Raw genomic sequence first — 17,849 nt, forward strand, 5'->3', positions numbered from 1 at the left:
GGGTCGGCTTGTACTTCTCAAACAGCTCTAAGGTGCTGTTAAACACGTTCATTTGCCCTCACCGTAAAAGGCTCGGAAAAATCCTTTAAAAGCTTTCCCAAAACGAACAGTTATGGACAAAATTGGGTAATCAGAGCGCCCCTTCCCTCACGAGCCTCTCCTTTATCTTCTCAAACTCACCGAGCGAGCCCCTCACCACAGGATACCTCGGCACAAACGGGCACGGCTCCTCCTGCTCGATGCTCACCTCGAACGTCCCTATCTCCTTTGCGATTCTAACTATCTCCTCCTTGTCAAGGCCTATGAGCGGCCGCAGAATCGGGAGGTCGCTCGCGGTGCTTATGATGAGCAGGTTGTCGAGGGTCTGCGAGGCGACCTGGCCGAGGCTGTCCCCGGTGATTATCGCTTTCGCCCCTACCAGGTGCCCTATCCCGCAGGCCTTCCTCAGCATCGTCCACTTGCAGAAGAGGCACGTCCACTTTCCCTTTCCAATCTCCGCCAGCTTCGAAAAAACCGGTGCCTGTTCCTCGTAGGCATCTACTATAACCGGCTCATTCAGCTTTCCGTACTTTCCGAGAACCTCGCAGAGCTCAAAAACCTTGGACTCCTTCGTACCGCTCTGTCTGAAGTGAACGGGGGTCACTTCAAAGCCCTTTCTAAGCATGAGGTAGATCGCCACCGGCGAGTCAATGCCTGAACTTAAGAGCGCCACTGCCTTCATGATTGAGGAAAGCGGGGAAGAATATATGAAGCTTTCCTCAACTCAGAGTTTGAAACCCTTGAGCTGGAGCAGGCCGATGTATGTGAACCACGCAAGTATCGTGGCGGCGCCAACCAGCTCTGGAATCGCGAGCCCCTTGAAGACCCTCGCCTTAACGAGATAGAGCATCAGGGCAAAGGTGAGGACCGCCAGAACGCTCCAGGCATAGCCGGCCAAAAGTCCATTCCTCCCGAGTTTCAGACCGATAATTGTTATGTCCGTTAAGGCAAGAACGTAGAAGAAGACCGCCGCCGGGGCGTGGGGCGCGTACTCCTCGGGAAAGACTCCCACGAGGAACAGGAGAACCATCGCGAGGGGCATCAGGTAGGACAGCCCGTTTCTCAGGGCACCGATGGAGGCGATGAAGCCAATGACCGCGAAGACCATCAGGAAGCCATTGAAGTAGTAGTTAACCGGATTCCGTATTGACCCCATGTCGCTGAGGGCGTTGTCCGTGAAGGAGAACCACGGGTTCTGGCTCAGTACGATGAGCAGACCCACGATGAAGACGAGGGGAAGGGATAGACTGAGAGATGGAGAAAATTTTAACGGCCCCACAGTTGCTCACCTCAGGGTAACTTTATGAAGCCAGCGGTTTCAAAGTCATCGTCAAAGGTGAAGGCTTTTCTGATTCCAAGCCGCCTCATGATTGAGAAGCTCAGGCAGTCAAAAACGTCAATCCCGTTGTTATCCACGTATTTTTCAAAACATTTCCATGCATCCTTCCAGTCTCCGTCTTTTTCCGCCACGATCTCTATGAACTTGCTCTCCAGCAGTTTTTCCCTGATTAAAATTGCCCTTCTTTTCCCGACCCTCTTCGAGGCACCGCTCAGAAACTCAAGGAGAGTGTGCCTTCCAATGATGAAGCTGCTTCCCTCAAGAGCCATTTCTCGAAAGAATGATGTGGCAGCCTCGTGATTTCTATCCCTGGGGTTAAAGAACGCAATCAGCGCGCTTGTGTCCATGTAAATCTTCTCGTTCATTCGCTTCACCATTCCGGGACACCCCAGTCGTCCCTTTCGCTGGCGTCCTCCTCGTTCGTTTCCAGCAACCCAACGGCTTCCCATATGGGGTCTTTTTCAACCTCCTCAAGAAGCTTTTTCTTCTTTTTCTCCGCGTAGTCCCTTAGTATCTCCCGGATAATTTCCTTGAGGGGTTTTTTCTCAGCACTGGCCACGGCTTTCAGGGTTCTGTAGACCTCCATGTCCACCTCCGTCTGCACGACTTTTGTCTCCGACATGTTTTTCCCCCTATTTTTGATGTTGAATGCAATCGCAAATAAACCTTTTGTTAAATGTCTAACACCCTCCTCGCTTTGGTTCCTCTCCAAAGACCGCCCTGTAGATCTTCCTGAACTCCTCCCAGGAGCCCCTTATGACGGGGTGCTTGGGAATGAACGGAATCTCGTCCTCCTGCAGGGTCGAGAGCTCGAAGGTTCCTATCTCCTTCGCTATCCTGACGATTTCCTCCTTGTCAAGCCCCACGAGCGGACGGTATATCGGTAAATCAGTCGCCTGGCTGACTATGTACATGTTCTCAAGGGTCTGGCTTGCCACCTGTCCAAGGGAATCGCCCATGACGATGCCCTTCGCCCCGAACTCCCGGGCTATTCTATCGGCGTGCCTCACCATCATGTACTTGCAGAATACGCAGGTGTACTTCTCCTTCTTCATCTCGCGTAACTTCTCGATTATTCTCTCGCGCTCCTTAGGTTTAACGACTATCAGCTCGCCCTTTCCGCCGTAGCCGTACCGCTTGAGCTGGTTCCATATCCTCCTGACCTTTTCGAGGGTTTTCTCGCCCATGTAGATGTGGACGGGAATGACCTCAACGCCGCGCTTCATCATGAGGAAAGCGGCGACCGGTGAGTCTATGCCCCCGCTGAGCAGTGCCACCACCTTGCCCTGGGTGCCAATCGGCAGGCCGCCCCAGGAGTAGATTTTATCAACGAAGACGTAGGCTTTACCCTCCATCAGCTCGATGCCGACCTCGATGTCGTACTCGTGCAGATTAACCTCGCTCTCCTCGTTTTCAAGGATGTACTCGCCGACCTTGGCCTGAACCTCGGGGCTCTTGAGGGGGAACTCCTTGGTTATACGTCTCGCCGTGACGCGGAACTTCGGCTTCTCAAGCCCAACTTCACGCTTCTTCCTCCTGAAGAGCTTCAAAGCCGTCCTGTTGATCTTATCAAGGTCTGCGTCGGTTTCCATCGCAGGGGAGAGCGACACTATGCCGAAGACCCTCCCGAGAACGTCAACGGCTTCTCTCGCTTTGTTCGTCTTCACGAGAATCCTTCCGTGCTTCGCCTCGACCTTCTTGAACTCTATATCCTCGCTCACCAGGGCCTCGCGGATGTTGTTCATGAGTATACTCTCGAACCATCTTCTCGTCTGTCGGGATTTCGTTCCTATCTCACCGTATCTGACGATAACCACGTTGAACATCCTATCACCCCACCATGTGCGGGAACTTGATTATTATCTCCACGTACTTCTGTATGCCCTCGTAGAGTAGCAGGGAAACCAGGTACGAGGAGAGCAGGATGAGTTCGTTCATCTCAAAGATGTGCGCCGCTATGGCCTTGGCCCTGGGCGTCGCATCGACTATCGTGCTCATGTACTTCCTCTTGAGGGAGTGGTTGACCAGGATGAACCCGATGAGCAGGGCGACGCCGACAAGGCCCCACGTCTGACCCAGCGCGAGCATCAGGAAGAGGGTCGAGGCCACTATTATCCAGCCGCCTATGACCCCGAGCAGTATCACGAACTCTATCATCGTCCCACCGGAGGTTGGTAGGGTGGGGGGAATAAAAAGGTAACTCAGACGAACCTGAGCACCTCGTCGATGCTTTTTCTCCGTCTTCTAGGCCGTGTCTCCTCCCGCGGATAGCCGACAGGGATGACCCCAACGAGGTAGTGGTTCCCGTCGAGGCCCGCAAGCTCCCTGACTTCCCCCTCTATGCCCGGGAAATTGGTAACACCGATGTAGACCGTTCCGAGGCCGAGCTCAACGGCCTTGAGCATGAGGTTCTGGATGGCCATGGCTGCGCTTTCCACACTCCAGACGAACTCAAGCTCGTCGAACTCACGCCCCTTGAGGAAGCGAACGCGCCTGTCAATGAAGACCGCCACGTAAACAGGTGCGCGGTACATCCCGCTTTCGTACATACGTTTCTTTAGCTTCTCTATCTTCTCATCGGGCAGGTTCACGGCGCGGTAATACCGGATCATGCCCTCCGCTATGAGGTTGTAGAGCCTCTCCCTCGCGTTTTCACTTTCGAAAATCACGAACTTCCAGTTCTCCAGGCCGCTCGCTGTGGGCGCCCTCACCGCGGCCGCGATGAGTGCCCTAACTTGCCCCTCGGGGACGTTCCTCTCCTCAAAATACCTCACGGAAGTCCTGTTCGATATCGCGTCGTCGAGCTCCACGCTATCACCCCCAGAGATTTCTCGCCGGCCTTAATCAGCCTTTCCGAAACCAAAGGTTTAAGAGAACTCCCGAGTAGTCCCCAAGAGGTGAAAGCATGTACGGATGGAGAGGCAGGCTTGGTCTTATCGTTCCATCATCGAACACTACCATGGAGATGGAGCTTCACTCCGCGCTCCCCGAAGGGGTCTCCCTTCACACGGCGAGGGTTCCGCTGAAGAACGTAACGGAGGAAGAGCTGGTCAAGATGAACGCCATGGCCGTTGAGAGCGCCAGGCTTCTGCGTGACGCGGGCGTTGAGCTTATCCTCTACGGCTGCACGAGCGGCTCCTTCATCGGGGGAAAGGACTACGAGAAGGAGATCGAGGCGAAAATCGAGGAGGAGGTAAACGTCCCCGTTGTCAGCACGAGTACGGCCGTTGTCGAGGCCCTCAAGATACTCGACGCCCAGTCGATCCTTGTGATAACCCCATACACGGACGAGATAAACGCGCGGGAGAGGGAGTTCCTCGAGGCCAATGACTTCGAGGTCCTTGACATCAGGGGGCTGGGAATAGAGGACAACACCCAGATTGGAAAGCTCGAGCCCCACGAGGCCTACCGCCTCGCCAAGGCGAGCTTCATGGACGAGGCCGATGCGATTTTCATCAGCTGCACCAACCTCAGAACCTTCGAGATAATCGAAGTTCTCGAGGAGGACCTCGGCGTCCCGGTCGTTACGAGCAACCAGGCCTCGCTGTGGCTGGCCCTCCGCCAGATGGACGTTATGGAGCGGATCCCGGGGCTGGGTAGGCTGTTCCTTGATTTCTGACCCTCTTCCTTCCGCCCCTTCATTCCGAAACCCTTTTAAGAACTCCCCCACATTTCTTAGGTGTTAGTCACTGAGGGTGATACATATGGGGCTCCTGGACGAGGCAAGGAAGCTTTCGGTATACACGGCCTACAACACGAACGTCGATGCGATAACCTTTCTGAAAGGGGAGGTAGTGCAGAGGCTCATAGACGAGTTTGGGGCCGAAGCGGTCAGGAAACGGATGGACGACTATCCGAGAGAGATAAACGAGCCGCTGGACTTCGTTGCCAGGCTGGTACACGCCCTCAAGACTGGCAAGCCGATGGCAGTGCCCCTCGTCAACGAGGAGCTCCACACATGGTTCGATTCCCACTTCAAATACGACGTTGAGAGGATGGGCGGTCAGGCAGGAATCATAGCCAACCTCCTGGCGAATCTGGACTTCAGGCGGGTGATGGTTTACACCCCCCACCTCGCGAGGAAGCAGGCCGAGATGTTCGTGGACAGGCCCAACTTGGCGTATCCTGTCGTCGAAGACAGCAGGTTGGCCTTCAAACACCCGCGCGAGGCTTACCGCGAGGGCGATCCGATAAAGGTGAACCGCATTTTTGAATTCCGCGCCGGGACGACCTTCAGGCTCGGAGACGAGACGATACAGGTCCCCTTCTCTGGCAGGTTCATAGTCTCCGCCCGCTTCGAGAGCATAAGGATCTACACCGACCCCGAGCTGAAGCGGTTCCTGCCGGAGATAGGTCTTCAGGTTGATGGGGCTATTCTGTCGGGCTACCAGGGGATAAAGCTCCGCTATTCCGACGGAAAGGATGCGAACCACTACCTGAGGGAGGCTAAAAAGGACATACTCCTGCTCAAGCGCGAGAAGGACGTTAAGGTTCACCTCGAGTTCGCCTCGATACAGAACCGCGAGCTGAGGAAGAAGGTCATCTACAATCTCTTCCCCCTCGTTGACAGCGTCGGCATGGACGAGGCGGAGATAGCCCACGTCCTCAACGCCCTCGGCTACTCCAAGCTCTCAGACAGGATCTTTACCTACAACCGCATCGAGGACACGGTTCTCGGCGGAAAAATCCTGATAGATGAGATGAACCTCGAGGTGCTCCAGATACACACGATTTACTACATCATGTACATCACCCACTCGGACAACCCGCTGAGCGAGGAGGAGCTGAGGAGCAGCCTCGAGCTCGCCACGACCCTGGCCGCTGCCCGCGCGTCCCTTGGGGAAATCCGCTCGCCCGAGGACTTCAGAGTAGGTTTAAGCGTACCGTACAACGAGCGCGGGGAGTACGTCAAACTGCGCTTCGAGGAGGCGAAAAGGCGCCTGAGAACCAGGGAGTACAAGGTCGTCATAATCCCGACGAGGCTCGTCAGGAACCCTGTCTCAACCGTCGGTTTGGGCGACACCATCTCCGCTGGAGCCTTCACGAGCTACCTCGCGATGCTGAGGGGGAAGGGGGAGCTCTGAACCTTCAAATTTTTGGTACGGTGTGGCGTACCAAATGCTTTTAAAGATTGGTACTGTATACTGTACCATGAATCCCGAAGACATCAAACGCTATATCCGCCTCTTTCACGAGAGGGATTTGCCACGGGTTGTGGGGAGGGAGTTAGAGCTTTCTCTGAACAGGGGAAAGGCGACGGTGATAATCGGTCCAAGGCGCTCCGGGAAGACGTATCTCCTTTATTCGATGGTTAGGGAGGAAAGGGAACGCTACGTTTACCTGAACTTTGAGAACCCGCTCCTGTTCGGGATAACTGGACGAGACTTTCCGGGAATTGTTGATGCCTACTTTGACCTCTATCCGGAGAACGTTGGGGGCAAGGTTTTCTTCCTTCTCGATGAAATTCAGAACGTCCCCGACTGGGAAATCGGCGTAAGGTATCTGCTTGACGAGGGTTTCATGGTGGCGGTTACAGGCTCGTCCTCGCGGCTGCTCTCGAGGGAGGTCGCGACCCAGCTGAGAGGACGCGGAATTTCATACACTCTCCTCCCGCTCTCGTTTCGAGAGTTCATTCGATTCAAGGGTGTGGACTTTAAAAAGCGCGACCTCTACGGCAGAAAAGTGCACGTGATAAAAAATCTTTTGGATGAGTACCTAAAATACGGCGCCTTTCCAGAGGTGGCCCTGCTCAGCGATAAGGTCAGAATACTTGAAGAGTACCTTTCGGTGATGATAACGAAGGACGTCGTAGAGAGACACGGGATTCGGAACGTGGCCCTTATTGAGGCCCTTGTCAAGCTTCTGCTTTCGAACTACGCGAAGTACACATCGTACAGCTCAATCCACCGCTTCCTTAAGTCCGAGTTTGGAACGTCAAAAACGACGGTCCTCGAATACCTCAGAGCACTTGAAGACTCATTCTTCGTCTTCTTCCTTCCGAAGTTTGCCCGCTCCGAAAAAGAGTCCCTCCGAGCCCCCAAGAAGGTTTACCTCGTTGATACCGGCCTGGCCCTTTTCTCAAGGAAAGACCCCGCAAGGGATATTGAAAACGCCGTGTTCCTTGAGCTTCTCAGAAGGAAGCACTATCTGAACCCGCTTCTCAACGTTCACTACTACGGAGGTTCCGGTGAGAAAGAAGTTGATTTCGTCGTCTCAGAGTCGGGGAGGGTTGTGGAACTGATTCAGGTGACCCTGAGCCTTAATGATGCACGGGAGCGGGAGCTGTCTGCCCTATCCATGGCCGGTAGAAATCTTGGCTGCGAGAACCTCACGGTTGTGACGCTTGGGGAAGAGGAAATCATTGAAAGGGACGGCCTCAGAATAAACGTCCTTCCCCTCTGGAAGTTCCTGCTGGGGCTCACTCCATCAGCCCCTCTATCAGCCTCGCCTTCTCCTGCGCCTTCCTGAGGTGCTCGACGGTGACTTTGGTGTAAATCTGCGTCGTTGAGAGGTTCGAGTGGCCGAGGAGCTCCTGAATGGCCCTTATATCGACGCCGTTTTCGAGCATGTGGGTCGCGAAGCTGTGGCGGAGCCTGTGGGGAGTAACTTCAACGCCGGCCCTGACGCCGTAGCGTTTCAGGAGGTACCATACTGTTTTGGTGGAGAGCTTATCCTTTTCTCTCCTCCTCTCCTCGACGAGGAGGTACTCGCTGTCGTCGGAGCGCGTTTCAAGGTATGCCCGTATCTCCCTCGCAAGGAACTCCGGAATTGGTATGACGCGGTCCTTGGCACCCTTGCCGCCACGAACCACGATGATGGAGCGCTCCAGGTCAACGTCGCGCCTCTTGAGGTTGCACAGCTCGCTGACGCGCAGACCGGCGCCGTAGAGGAGGAGGACTATGAGCCTATCGCGCTTTTTTGTCGGTGGAATAACCGAGAGGAGCCTCTTAACCTCATCGCGCGTCAGAGCCTTTGGAAGACTCCTGGGAACCTTCGGGGGCTTGAGCTTCTCGGCCTCTTCATCGTAGCCCTCGAAGCGGAAGTAGGAGCGCAGGGCCTGGACGACCAAGTTTAAACTCCTGTTGGAGTAGCCTTCCTTTCTAAGCCTCGCGAGAAAACGGAGGGCGGAGCGGGCGTTTAGCTTTCCGCCCCACTCCAGATACCGGCGCACGTAGTAGGAGTACATCCTAATCGTGTTAGGGCTCTTCCCCTCGAGGTCGAGGTACGTCTCGTACTCCTCCATCAGCTCGGGGACTTCCATCTCACAGCCCCTTCAGGAGTCCCTCGATGTCCTCGGGCTTTACCTCGGCGTTCTCAATCACTTTAGGCTCGCTTCGCTTGGGCTCGGAGGTTTTCGGTGGCTCTTCAACCGGTGGCTTGGGCGGCTTGGGAAGCTCCTCCTTTATACTCAGGCTCAGGTAGACCGTCTTCAGCAGCTCCTCCACGAGCTCCTTCTCTTCGGCGAAGATGTAGCCCTGCCCGACTATCACCTTACCAGCCAGACCGAGCTTCTCTACGGCCAGGGCTATGACATTTTCATCCGGCACAGGCTCCGCAGGGAAGAGGGACTTCCAGGCATCATCTATTCTGAGGGGTCTGCTCTTTTTCTCCAGCAGTTCCCTCAATCCCTCGTTCTCGTTTCTAACCCTAACGTATTCGGCGTGAAGCTCCTCGTACTTTTCCTGGAGTTCCCCATGCTCCTTTTCAAGGTTCTCGTATTCCTGAGCCAGCAGGTCGTGCTGTCCCTTCACATCCAGCAGCTGTTTCCTCAGCTCCACATACCCAGGGAGAAGCTGGAGGGTCTTCAACCCTGCGCGGACGAGGGTGTTCTTGAGCTCCTTCCTGACGAGCTCGACGTCGACGTGCTCCAGGTCGTGACCGAGGGGGAGCTTCATCCTTTCAACGTGCCCGACCATCTCCCCCAGCTCGCTGAAGAGCCTCTCGGCCAGGTCCCTTCCGACCCTGTCGGCGTCGGTCGCTATGATGAGGAGGTCAGCGCCCGCGGCGGCACTCTTCGCTATCTCAACGTTGGTCGTCGGGATTATCGCGGAAATCGTGATGTTGTACTCGCTTCCCAGAGCCAAGCCCTGAAGGGCCTTACTTACAACCTCAACGTCGCTCGCACCTTCCACGAGGATTCTAACATCGACTATGGCCATACGCATCACCTGACTTTCTCTCCCCCTTCGGGTTTAAAACGCTTCCGCGTTGGAGGCAGGCTTATAAGGAATAAAGAACATAACAACCGGAAGGGGCGTATGGAACTGTTTGCTGAGACCGTTGAGCTCTTGATGTCAATTCTTCGCCTCATCTGGCTGTTCTCAGCCGCGGTTATCTACCCGGTGTTCCTCTACTACATAGCCCTGACGATAGCAGGGTTGAGATACAACTCAAAGTTTAAGGAGCCCGAGATTCCGGACGGGCTTCCCTCCGTCACCATCCTCATCCCGGCAAGGAACGAGGGGCTCGTCATAAGGGACACCCTCCTTGCGATGGCAAACCTCGACTATCCCAAGGACAAGCTGGAGGTTCTTCTCCTCGATGATGGCTCCACGGACGACACGCTGGGGATAGCCGAGGAGGTTGCGAAGGAGTACCCTTTCATCAGAGTAATCCGCGTTGAGGGCGGCGGCAGGGGAAAGAGCTACGTCCTGAACTACGGCTTAAGGCTGGCCAGGGGGGAGGTCATAGCGGTCTACGACGCGGACAACAGACCAGAGCCCGGGGCGCTCAAGGCTCTGGTGGCGATGCTGAGCGATGAGACACCCGCGGTTACCGGAAAGGTCCGGACGATAAACTGGGACAGGAACGTCCTCACGCGGTTCATATGCATGGAGTACCTCTACTTCCAGCTGGCCGGCCAGAGCGGAAAGAGCAGGCTCTACAAAACCGCGGTGCTCCCAGGGACCAACTTCGTAATCAGAAAAGACCTGCTCGAAGAGCTCGGCGGCTGGGACGAGGAAGCGCTTGCAGAGGATCTGGAGCTGTCATTCAGGATAATTGCCCTTAGAAAGAGGATAGCCTACAACCCACTCGCCGTCACCTGGGAGCAGGAGCCCGAGAGCTGGCGCGTGTGGTTTAGGCAGAGAACCAGGTGGGCGGCCGGGAACGTCTACACCGTGAGGGAGCACATAAAGAGGTTCCACGAGATTCCAGGCTGGGGCCTGCGCTTTGACCTGCTTCTCACTCTGATGGTGTACTATCTCCTGGCGATAGCGGTCATAGTGGCTGACGTGGCTTTTGTGCTCCTGGTTCTGACTTCGAGCGGTACCACCTGGTTCACCAGCTTCGTTCTGAGCTTCGTTTACGTATCATTCCTGCTGGAGATATTCGCCGGCCTCTACGACGGAAAGATAAGGAGCGTTGGCTGCTGGCTCCTCGCGCCGCTCATGTACTACACCTACTCCCAGATATGGATATTCATTTCGCTAGCCGGCCTGTGGGAGGCTGGAAAAGCCAAGAAGGTATGGTACAAGACCCCGCGGACGGCGGTTTAGAGCTCTATCCCCAGACTCGGCCTCTCAAGAACGACCCTCCCATCGGGCAGGAGAGAGATGCTGAGCGCGTGGATTTCAACGCCGGCTTTTTGTGCCTCCCTAAGGAGCCTCGCTATCTCCGGATCCCCTTTCTCGTACGGCCTGAACTTCTCAACGGCAGGCATCGCGCCGATGAAGAAAATCATAGCCCTATTCCCGGCTTTCGCAAGTTCGATCAGCTCCTCAATGTGCTTCTGTCCCCTCAAGCTCGGGCAGTCCGGATACATCGCGTACTCGCCCTTCCTTCCCCCGCGCAGGACGGCGCTCTTCATCTCGGCGTAGACCTCGCCCTCCGGGCACTCAAAGAGGTAATCGAGGCGCGACTTGCCGACGCGGATTTCCTTCCGCTTTATCCTGCAGTCCTTCAGCCAGGGGACCATATCGAGCTCGACTGCCCTCTCAAAGGCCCTGGCCTGGGTTCGGGTGTCTATCACCGCCCCCCTTCCGTCCAGGTCCTCAAAGGCGACCAGAACGAAGTCCGTCTTTCCGCCGGTCTTGGGCGTGCAGAAGGCCTTCCTACCCGGAACCATGAACTCCTCCAAGCGACCTGTGTTGGTCACTAAGGCCCTTCTCTCCTCACCGCCAACCTCAACCAGCGCCACGAAGCGGTTGAGCCTTTTGAGGAAGGTACACGGGATGACCTTGAGCTTGAACAGGACGTGCATGGTCTAATCTCAGGGGAGGTGGATATAAGTTTTTGGAACATCCAAACCCTCGGAAACTTTATATCCAGTTACAGGATAATCCAGTTGGTGGTTACAAATGTGGTTCTACGACAGGGAGCGCGAGATGGAATCCCCCAGGAAGGCGCTCGAACTGTCCCGCTCCCGGCTCGTGGTTGTGACTATAACCGGACGCCGGCGAGTTGGAAAGACGAGGGCTGGTCAGGGAGTTTTTCAAAAGGGAGGGCGTTGATTATCTCGACTTCTTCATTCCAGTCAAAAGCGAAAAGCTCATCCTTGAGGACTTCTCTAGGGAGCTCAGGGCAAAGTTGAGGTATTCTCCGCGGTTTGAGACCTTCTCCGAGATGTTTGAATACCTGGAAGTGGCCGACGTCGAGGCAGTTTTCTTTGACGAGTTTCAGAACGTTCTCCGGGTAAATCCAGCCATAGCCTTCGACCTCCAGCGCTTCATAGACAGAAACCGGGATAAGCCGCTCCTCATAATTCTATCGGGTTCATACCTTGGAATGATGAGGAAACTGTTGACCTCCAGGAAAGCCCCCCTCTACGGCAGGAGCACTCTCTTCATAGAACTGCAACCCCTGCGTCCAAGATGGGTTTTCGAGATGCTCAAAGATCTTGGAATCACAGAGCCCGTCCAGCAGGTTGAGTTCTATGGTATTTTCGGCGGAATCCCAAAGTACTACGAACTCTTGGAGGTGTTCGAAGCCGGCAATCCTCCGGACCTCATTGTTGATGCGGTTCGGTACTCCACCCTACTTACGGCCGAAGGAGAAGGCCTTCTCATAGACGAGTTCGGTAAGGCGTACAGGACTTATTTCTCCATCCTCGATGCGATAGCCTCCGGAAAGAACAGGCTCGTTGAGATTGCTAACGCCGTGGGGATGAAGCCGGGCAGCATAACGAAGTACCTTGAGGCCCTGGAAGACTACTATGGAATAATAACCCGTGAAAGGCCCCTCCTCGGCGGCAGACGTTCGAGGTACGTAATCAGCGATTACTTCCTGAACTTCTGGTTTAGTTTGATAGAACCGAACCGCAGGCAGGTTGAGGCAGGGGACTTTAATGCCTTCAGAAGAAACCTCGAAGGGAAGTTCCCGGAGTTCTTTGGGAGGGTCTTTGAGAGGGTCGTTCTCGACCTCCTGCACGACCTGAACGGGGAGCTAATTACCTTTGATAGTATCGGCCCTCATTGGGGGAGAAACTACGAGATAGACCTCGTTGCCATCAACAGGGAAGAGAACATCGCCACGTTCATAGAGACGAAATGGAAAACCAACGTCGATGGCCCGAGGGAGATCGGCAGGCTCATCGCCAAGGCCCAAAACGCCCCGTGGAGAGGGGAAAAGCGCTACCTTCTCATAGCAAGGGGCTTTCGCCGGGAGTGTGCCGACTGCATTACCATTGATGGAGTTCTGGAGCACCTAAAACCTTAAATATCCCAGACATGACCATTTAGATGGAAATCTAAACGAAAGGGGTGGTTGTGATGGTTGACTACGAACTTCTCAAAAAGATTATAGAGGCGCCGGGTGTTTCCGGCTACGAGTTCTTGGGAGTTAGGGACGTTGTTATCGGGGCATTCAAGCCCTACGTCGACGAGATTAAGGTTGACAAGCTCGGCAACGTGATAGCGCACAAGAAGGGCAAGGGCCCGAAGGTCATGCTCGCCGGACACATGGACCAGATCGGCCTCATGGTGACCCACATCGAGAAGAACGGCTTCCTCCGCGTTGCACCGGTTGGCGGTGTTGACCCAAGGACGCTCATCGCCCAGCGCTTCAAGGTCTGGGTCGGCCCGAACGAGTTCGTCTATGGCGTCGGTGGAAGCGTTCCGCCGCACATCCAGAAGCCAGAGCAGAGGAACAAGGCCCCAACCTGGGACGAGGTCTTCATAGACATAGGCGCCGAGAGCAAGGAAGAGGCCGAGGAGATGGGCGTTAGGATAGGCACCGTCATCACCTGGGACGGCAGGCTCGAGAGGCTCGGAAAGCACAGGCTCGTCAGCATCGCCCACGACGACAGGATAGCGGTCTACATCCTCGTCGAGGCCGCGAGACAGCTGGCCGAGACCGATGCAGATGTCTACTTCGTCGCCACCGTCCAGGAGGAGGTCGGTCTCCGCGGTGCGAAGGTCTCGTCCTTCGGCATAGACCCCGACTACGGCTTTGCTTTGGATGTCACCATAGCGGCCGACGTTCCCGGAACACCGGAGCACAAGCAGATAAGCCAGCTCGGAAAGGGCGTCGCGATCAAGATAATGGACCGCTCCGTCATCTGCCACCCGACCATCGTCCGCTGGATGGAAGAGATAGCCAAGAAGTACGAGATTCCCTACCAGTGGGACATCCTCACCGGCGGAGGAACCGACGCGGGAGCGATACACCTCAACAAGGCCGGCGTTCCGAGCGGCGGAATAAGCATTCCAGCTCGCTACATCCACTCCAACACGGAAGTGGTCGATGAGAGGGACGTCGATGCGGCCGTCAAGCTGACCGTCAAGGTTCTCGAGGAGATTCCGGAGCTGAAGCTCTGAACCCCTCCTATTTTCCCTATTGTTTCGGCCCTTTCCCATCGCCAAATTTAAAAACCCGTTCGAGTACATTCTGGGGACGAATGCACAAGGGTGCGCCCCATGGAATCAAGGACGGCAGAGGCGCCCTTCTCGGCAGGGTGGGAAGCGCTTGTGGGGGTAGCTTCAAGGCCGGAAAGGGTTTTCTCGACGTTTCCGTACGAGGCGGAGGTAACCCAGAGGGGGGAGAAGGTTTTCGCCAGGTTTGCCATCAGGAAGTTTCTGCTCAGGTTCGAGTTTGAGGGGGTCCTCGAGTTCACATTTAACGAACCCCACGTCACCTACGTCGTTAAAGGACCCAGGGGACTTCTGATACTCTCCTTCGCCGCAGAAGGGGGGCTCATCGCGAAGGCCTCCGCCGACATCCCCGGTGAGAGAATGCTGGGCAAGAAGCTGGCCCATCTCGCCGAAGGAGCGGGGCTCAGTTTGGCGAAGATGGCCGAGAGCCACGGCATCATAGCGGCGAGGGCCTTCGGCTCACCGAGGGACTTTATAATCAGGAACTTCGAGCCATCCCTCCTGGCCCACGCGATAAGGTACGTCCGGTTCAATATCGGAAGCTCCTCGTTCACCCTCAGGGGCGAGAACGGAGGGGAGTGGTTCACGGTCACGGTGGAGAACGACATTGTGAGAAGGGTCGAGTACGGGTCGGATTCCGGAAGTTCGATCATCGAGGTGGAGAAGGGGATTCTAAACGTGGGGGCGGAGGATTTTGAGGGAATAGATGCGAGGGGAGAGTACGTCATCAGGATCAGGGAGTAGTCCCTTCGCTTTCTTCCGTCTCCGAGGTCCTTTCGGAGGGCTCCTCTGGGGAATTCGAGCTTCTGGAGACCACGGGGATCGCAGACTCACTGGCGGCTTCCTCCCTCTTAGCGAGCTCTTTCTCGAACCTGTTCCACTCGTACCAGAAGAACAGAATCCCAAGGATCACTCCGAGGAGGATGAACGGGAATCTGGAGGGTAGCGGGAGACCACGGTGCCACCGGTAGAGCAGGTAGTTCTGATAGAGGAACAGGTACCCCAGCCACGTCACCACGAGGGCCTCAACCGCGTATTCGATGAACCTGCCCGTCTTCTCGTCCATTACTGTCACCTGGGGAAAAGTTAAAAGCGAGCCGTTAAAACTCTTTCCCATGACCGACTACTTTCCATACGAAAACCTGCGACCGAACCAGCGCGATTTCATAGAACTGGTCTCAAAGGCAGTTGAAAACGGAGAGAACGTCATCATCGAGGCACCCACGGGATTCGGAAAGACCGTGAGCGTCCTGGCGGGAGTACTCCCCCACGCCAAGGAAATGGGCTACAAGGTGCTCTACCTGGCCAGAACCCACAGGCAGATGGACAGGGTCATAGAGGAGCTAAAGGCGATAAGGGGGAAGAGCCCCGTTTCCGGCGTTGAGCTCAGGAGCAGGAAGGACCTCTGCCTGCACACGTACCTCACCCAGTTCACGAGCGACGCCTACACCGCCATGGTCGTCTGCAAGAACCTCAAAAAGCTCGGGAAGTGCGAGTTCTACGAGAACGAAAAGAAGAAAAAAGCGGAGTTCGACGAGCTGGTGCGCTTCTTCCTCGGGGAGCCGAGTCACCCCGCGGAGATACTCGACTACTCGCAGACCCTGGAGCTGTGCCCCTACGATTTAACCAAGAGGATAGCGGAGAAGGCGGACGTGATAGTCGCCAGCTACCTCTATCTCCTCAGCCCCACCATACGGGAGAACTTCATAAGCTCGCTCGACGTCGATTACTCTGACCTCATAGTGGTCTTCGACGAGGCCCACAACCTTCCGGATCAGGCGATTTCAGCACTCAGCGATAAAATAAGCATAAACACGATTAACAGGGCAATAAAAGAGGCCGATGAGTACAACGAGCACGAGATAGCAAACTTCCTGAGCATCCTGGGCAGGGGGCTGGAGATACTGTTCCAGGAAAAACTGGCGAACAGGGACGTCCAGGAGACCGCCATCCAGCCAGAGCTGGTGTTCTCTCACGTTGTCGAGGTTCTTGGATTGGACACGAGGTGGCTCGTCAAGACACTCAACGACATGGTGGCGGTCGGGGATTCGATAAGGGAGGACAGGATAGAGAAGGGCAAACCCCCCCGCTCCTACATCGGGCGCGTCGGCGAGTTCCTTCTCCTGTGGCTCTCCCTCATCGGAAGGGAGGACTACCTGTTCCTCATGAGCAGGGACAGGGGGCTGAGCCTCGAGCTCGTTGCCCTTGATCCATCCAAGGCCCTGGGCTTCATAAAGGATGTCCAGAGCGCGATATTCATGTCCGGAACGCTCACCCCGCTTGAGGCCTTCCGCGATGTCATGGGCGTGGAAAACGCCCGCCTGAAGAAGTTCCCGAGGATGGTAAAGCGCGAGAACGCCCAGGTTCTGGTGGCCAAAGACGTCTCGACGAGGGGCGATGAGCGCTCGCTCCAGGTTTACAGGAAGATGGTGGACTACATAGTGGAAGCGGCGAAGATAATCCCAAAGAACGTCGGGGTTTTCGCGGCATCCTACGAGGTTCTCCAGGGTCTTCTATCGGCGAACCTCCAGGTCAGGCTGGAGGAGACGGGAAAAGCAGTCTTCATCGAGAAGCAGGGTGTCTCTTCGGCTGAGAACGACCTCATGGTCGCCCAGTTCAAGGCCCACGCGAGGGGCAACGGGGCGGTACTGCTCGGCGTGATGGGTGGCAGGAACAGCGAGGGGCAGGACTACAGCGGGGACGAAATGAACGGCGTGGTGCTCGTCGGAATCCCTTACGCGAGGCCAACGCCGAGGGTTCAGGCCAGGATAAGGTACTTCGAACGCAAGTTCCCGGAGAAGGGCAGGTACTACGGCTACTACCTGCCGGCCCACAGAAAGCTCGTCCAGGCTGCGGGAAGGGTGCACCGCTCGGCCGAGGAGAAGGGTTCGATAGTGGTCCTCGACTACCGTCTGCTCTGGAGAGGGATAAAGAAAGACCTGCCGGACTGGATGGTGGAAACGGTGAGACCCGTTGATCTGGGAAGAATGCGGCTCTACCTCAAGAGGTTCTGGGCTACCTAACCGTGAACTCCCTCTCCACCCTAATTTTGGCGCCCTTAACGTACGCAAACTTAACGACCTTGTAGCGTCCGGGAGGCAGATCGACGGGGATGCGCTGTTCGATGGTCTCGCCGGGAATTAAAACAACCCTCCGGTTCAAAAAAACTATTCCCGGATCCAGCTTCTGCCAGAACCCGATGTACTCATACAGTTCAGCCTCATTGTCGATCTCAACCTTCACAGTGTTCGGGTTGGATATCCAGAGAACCAGTTCCCCCCTGCGCGGTTTAACCTCGATGTCCAGCTCAACCTCTAAGGGGGTTCCAACGGTTATGACGCCCACACTGTCATTACTGGGGATTTTTATTATCTTCATCGCCACTAAATGATGCGTTTCTAACGATAAATGTTTCGGTACACACAAATTTTTATACACATTCTCGAGGGTTCTTTCCGCAGTACAACCTGCTGAAACAACCGTGTTAGCGCTTAAATTCCAGATGAAGATTCTCGGAACCAGAAAAGCGCCGTTTGGTGCGGGGGCGGGGATTTGAACCCCGGAACCCCTACGGGACGGGACCCTCAATCCCGCGCCTTTGACCAGGCTTGGCAACCCCCGCGTCGCCAAATTATAAGGCTCGGGGAGCCTTTATAAATTTT

Annotated in this window: 20 protein-coding genes and 1 tRNA gene; 8 read left to right on the forward strand and 13 right to left on the reverse strand. The window is 55.7% G+C overall.

The window, feature by feature from the left end:
* Window positions 1-130: 130 nt before the first annotated feature.
* The 7 genes from FH039_RS09325 to FH039_RS09355 are packed head-to-tail and all read right to left on the reverse strand — an operon-like array spanning window position 131 to window position 4,188.
* Window positions 131-721: an adenine nucleotide alpha hydrolase family protein gene (locus FH039_RS09325; protein ID WP_139681095.1), complete on the reverse strand. Its 591-nt coding sequence runs from the start codon at window positions 719-721 to the stop codon at window positions 131-133.
* Between the two features lie 42 nt (window positions 722-763).
* Window positions 764-1,318: a DUF998 domain-containing protein gene (locus FH039_RS09330; RefSeq protein ID WP_139681096.1), complete on the reverse strand. Its 555-nt coding sequence runs from the start codon at window positions 1,316-1,318 to the stop codon at window positions 764-766.
* A gap of 11 nt (window positions 1,319-1,329) precedes the next feature.
* A complete protein-coding gene (locus tag FH039_RS09335; protein ID WP_240703208.1) occupies window positions 1,330-1,743 on the reverse strand; it encodes a PIN domain-containing protein in 414 nt (137 codons plus the stop codon).
* A 5-nt stretch (window positions 1,744-1,748) separates the two neighbouring features.
* Window positions 1,749-2,000 (reverse strand): hypothetical protein, encoded by a 252-nt coding sequence (locus tag FH039_RS09340; protein WP_139681098.1) that lies wholly within the window; start codon window positions 1,998-2,000, stop codon window positions 1,749-1,751.
* Between the two features lie 58 nt (window positions 2,001-2,058).
* Entirely contained in the window at window positions 2,059-3,204 is a 1,146-nt protein-coding gene (gene thiI, locus FH039_RS09345; protein WP_139681099.1) for a tRNA uracil 4-sulfurtransferase ThiI, read from the reverse strand.
* Between the two features lie 4 nt (window positions 3,205-3,208).
* A complete protein-coding gene (locus FH039_RS09350) occupies window positions 3,209-3,535 on the reverse strand; it encodes a hypothetical protein (RefSeq protein ID WP_139681100.1) in 327 nt (108 codons plus the stop codon).
* Between the two features lie 44 nt (window positions 3,536-3,579).
* Window positions 3,580-4,188 (reverse strand): nitroreductase family protein, encoded by a 609-nt coding sequence (locus tag FH039_RS09355; protein ID WP_139681101.1) that lies wholly within the window; start codon window positions 4,186-4,188, stop codon window positions 3,580-3,582.
* 95 nt (window positions 4,189-4,283) lie between these two features.
* On the opposite strand from FH039_RS09355, the gene FH039_RS09360 reads away from it, so the two are divergent.
* The 3 genes from FH039_RS09360 (at window position 4,284) to FH039_RS09370 (ending at window position 7,846) form a co-directional block, all read left to right on the forward strand.
* On the forward strand, window positions 4,284-4,997 hold the full coding sequence (locus FH039_RS09360) for a maleate cis-trans isomerase family protein (protein WP_139681102.1): 714 nt from the start codon (window positions 4,284-4,286) through the stop codon (window positions 4,995-4,997).
* 85 nt (window positions 4,998-5,082) lie between these two features.
* On the forward strand, window positions 5,083-6,462 hold the full coding sequence (gene pfkC, locus FH039_RS09365; protein ID WP_206206152.1) for an ADP-specific phosphofructokinase: 1,380 nt from the start codon (window positions 5,083-5,085) through the stop codon (window positions 6,460-6,462).
* A 67-nt stretch (window positions 6,463-6,529) separates the two neighbouring features.
* Entirely contained in the window at window positions 6,530-7,846 is a 1,317-nt protein-coding gene (locus tag FH039_RS09370) for an ATP-binding protein (RefSeq protein WP_240703209.1), read from the forward strand.
* Here FH039_RS09370 and xerA read toward each other — a convergent pair.
* Window positions 7,797-8,639: a site-specific tyrosine recombinase/integron integrase gene (xerA, locus tag FH039_RS09375; RefSeq protein ID WP_139681103.1), complete on the reverse strand. Its 843-nt coding sequence runs from the start codon at window positions 8,637-8,639 to the stop codon at window positions 7,797-7,799. The genes FH039_RS09370 and xerA overlap by 50 nt on opposite strands.
* Window position 8,640: 1 nt before the next feature.
* A complete protein-coding gene (locus tag FH039_RS09380; RefSeq protein ID WP_139681801.1) occupies window positions 8,641-9,537 on the reverse strand; it encodes a toprim domain-containing protein in 897 nt (298 codons plus the stop codon).
* Window positions 9,538-9,636: 99 nt separating this feature from the next.
* Here FH039_RS09380 and FH039_RS09385 point away from each other — a divergent pair, with 99 nt between their 5' ends.
* Complete coding sequence (locus FH039_RS09385; protein ID WP_139681104.1) at window positions 9,637-10,875, forward strand: glycosyltransferase; 1,239 nt, start codon at window positions 9,637-9,639, stop codon at window positions 10,873-10,875.
* On the opposite strand, the gene sfsA is transcribed toward FH039_RS09385, so the two are convergent.
* Window positions 10,872-11,579 (reverse strand): DNA/RNA nuclease SfsA, encoded by a 708-nt coding sequence (sfsA, locus tag FH039_RS09390; RefSeq protein WP_139681105.1) that lies wholly within the window; start codon window positions 11,577-11,579, stop codon window positions 10,872-10,874. The genes FH039_RS09385 and sfsA overlap by 4 nt on opposite strands.
* A gap of 200 nt (window positions 11,580-11,779) precedes the next feature.
* On the opposite strand from sfsA, the gene FH039_RS09395 reads away from it, so the two are divergent.
* From FH039_RS09395 to FH039_RS09405, 3 genes are all read left to right on the forward strand, one after another.
* Window positions 11,780-13,033: an ATP-binding protein gene (locus tag FH039_RS09395; protein ID WP_139681106.1), complete on the forward strand. Its 1,254-nt coding sequence runs from the start codon at window positions 11,780-11,782 to the stop codon at window positions 13,031-13,033.
* Between the two features lie 53 nt (window positions 13,034-13,086).
* Window positions 13,087-14,133, forward strand: coding sequence for a M42 family metallopeptidase (locus tag FH039_RS09400; RefSeq protein ID WP_139681107.1), 1,047 nt, complete (start codon window positions 13,087-13,089; stop codon window positions 14,131-14,133).
* Window positions 14,134-14,232: 99 nt separating this feature from the next.
* Complete coding sequence (locus tag FH039_RS09405) at window positions 14,233-14,931, forward strand: hypothetical protein (RefSeq protein WP_139681108.1); 699 nt, start codon at window positions 14,233-14,235, stop codon at window positions 14,929-14,931.
* On the opposite strand, the gene FH039_RS09410 is transcribed toward FH039_RS09405, so the two are convergent.
* A complete protein-coding gene (locus FH039_RS09410; protein ID WP_139681802.1) occupies window positions 14,921-15,253 on the reverse strand; it encodes a hypothetical protein in 333 nt (110 codons plus the stop codon). The two genes, FH039_RS09405 and FH039_RS09410, sit on opposite strands and share 11 nt — an antisense overlap.
* A 49-nt stretch (window positions 15,254-15,302) precedes the next feature.
* Here FH039_RS09410 and FH039_RS09415 point away from each other — a divergent pair, with 49 nt between their 5' ends.
* Entirely contained in the window at window positions 15,303-17,210 is a 1,908-nt protein-coding gene (locus FH039_RS09415) for a helicase C-terminal domain-containing protein (protein WP_139681109.1), read from the forward strand.
* On the opposite strand, the gene FH039_RS09420 is transcribed toward FH039_RS09415, so the two are convergent.
* Window positions 17,203-17,565, reverse strand: a complete 363-nt coding sequence (locus FH039_RS09420; RefSeq protein WP_139681110.1) for a hypothetical protein — start codon at window positions 17,563-17,565, stop codon at window positions 17,203-17,205. The two genes, FH039_RS09415 and FH039_RS09420, sit on opposite strands and share 8 nt — an antisense overlap.
* A 156-nt stretch (window positions 17,566-17,721) precedes the next feature.
* Window positions 17,722-17,809: transfer RNA gene (locus tag FH039_RS09425), tRNA-Leu, on the reverse strand.
* Window positions 17,810-17,849 lie beyond the last annotated feature (40 nt).

Origin of the sequence: Thermococcus indicus (assembly GCF_006274605.1) — an archaeon.
GTDB classification, from domain to species: Archaea; Methanobacteriota_B; Thermococci; order Thermococcales; family Thermococcaceae; genus Thermococcus; species Thermococcus indicus.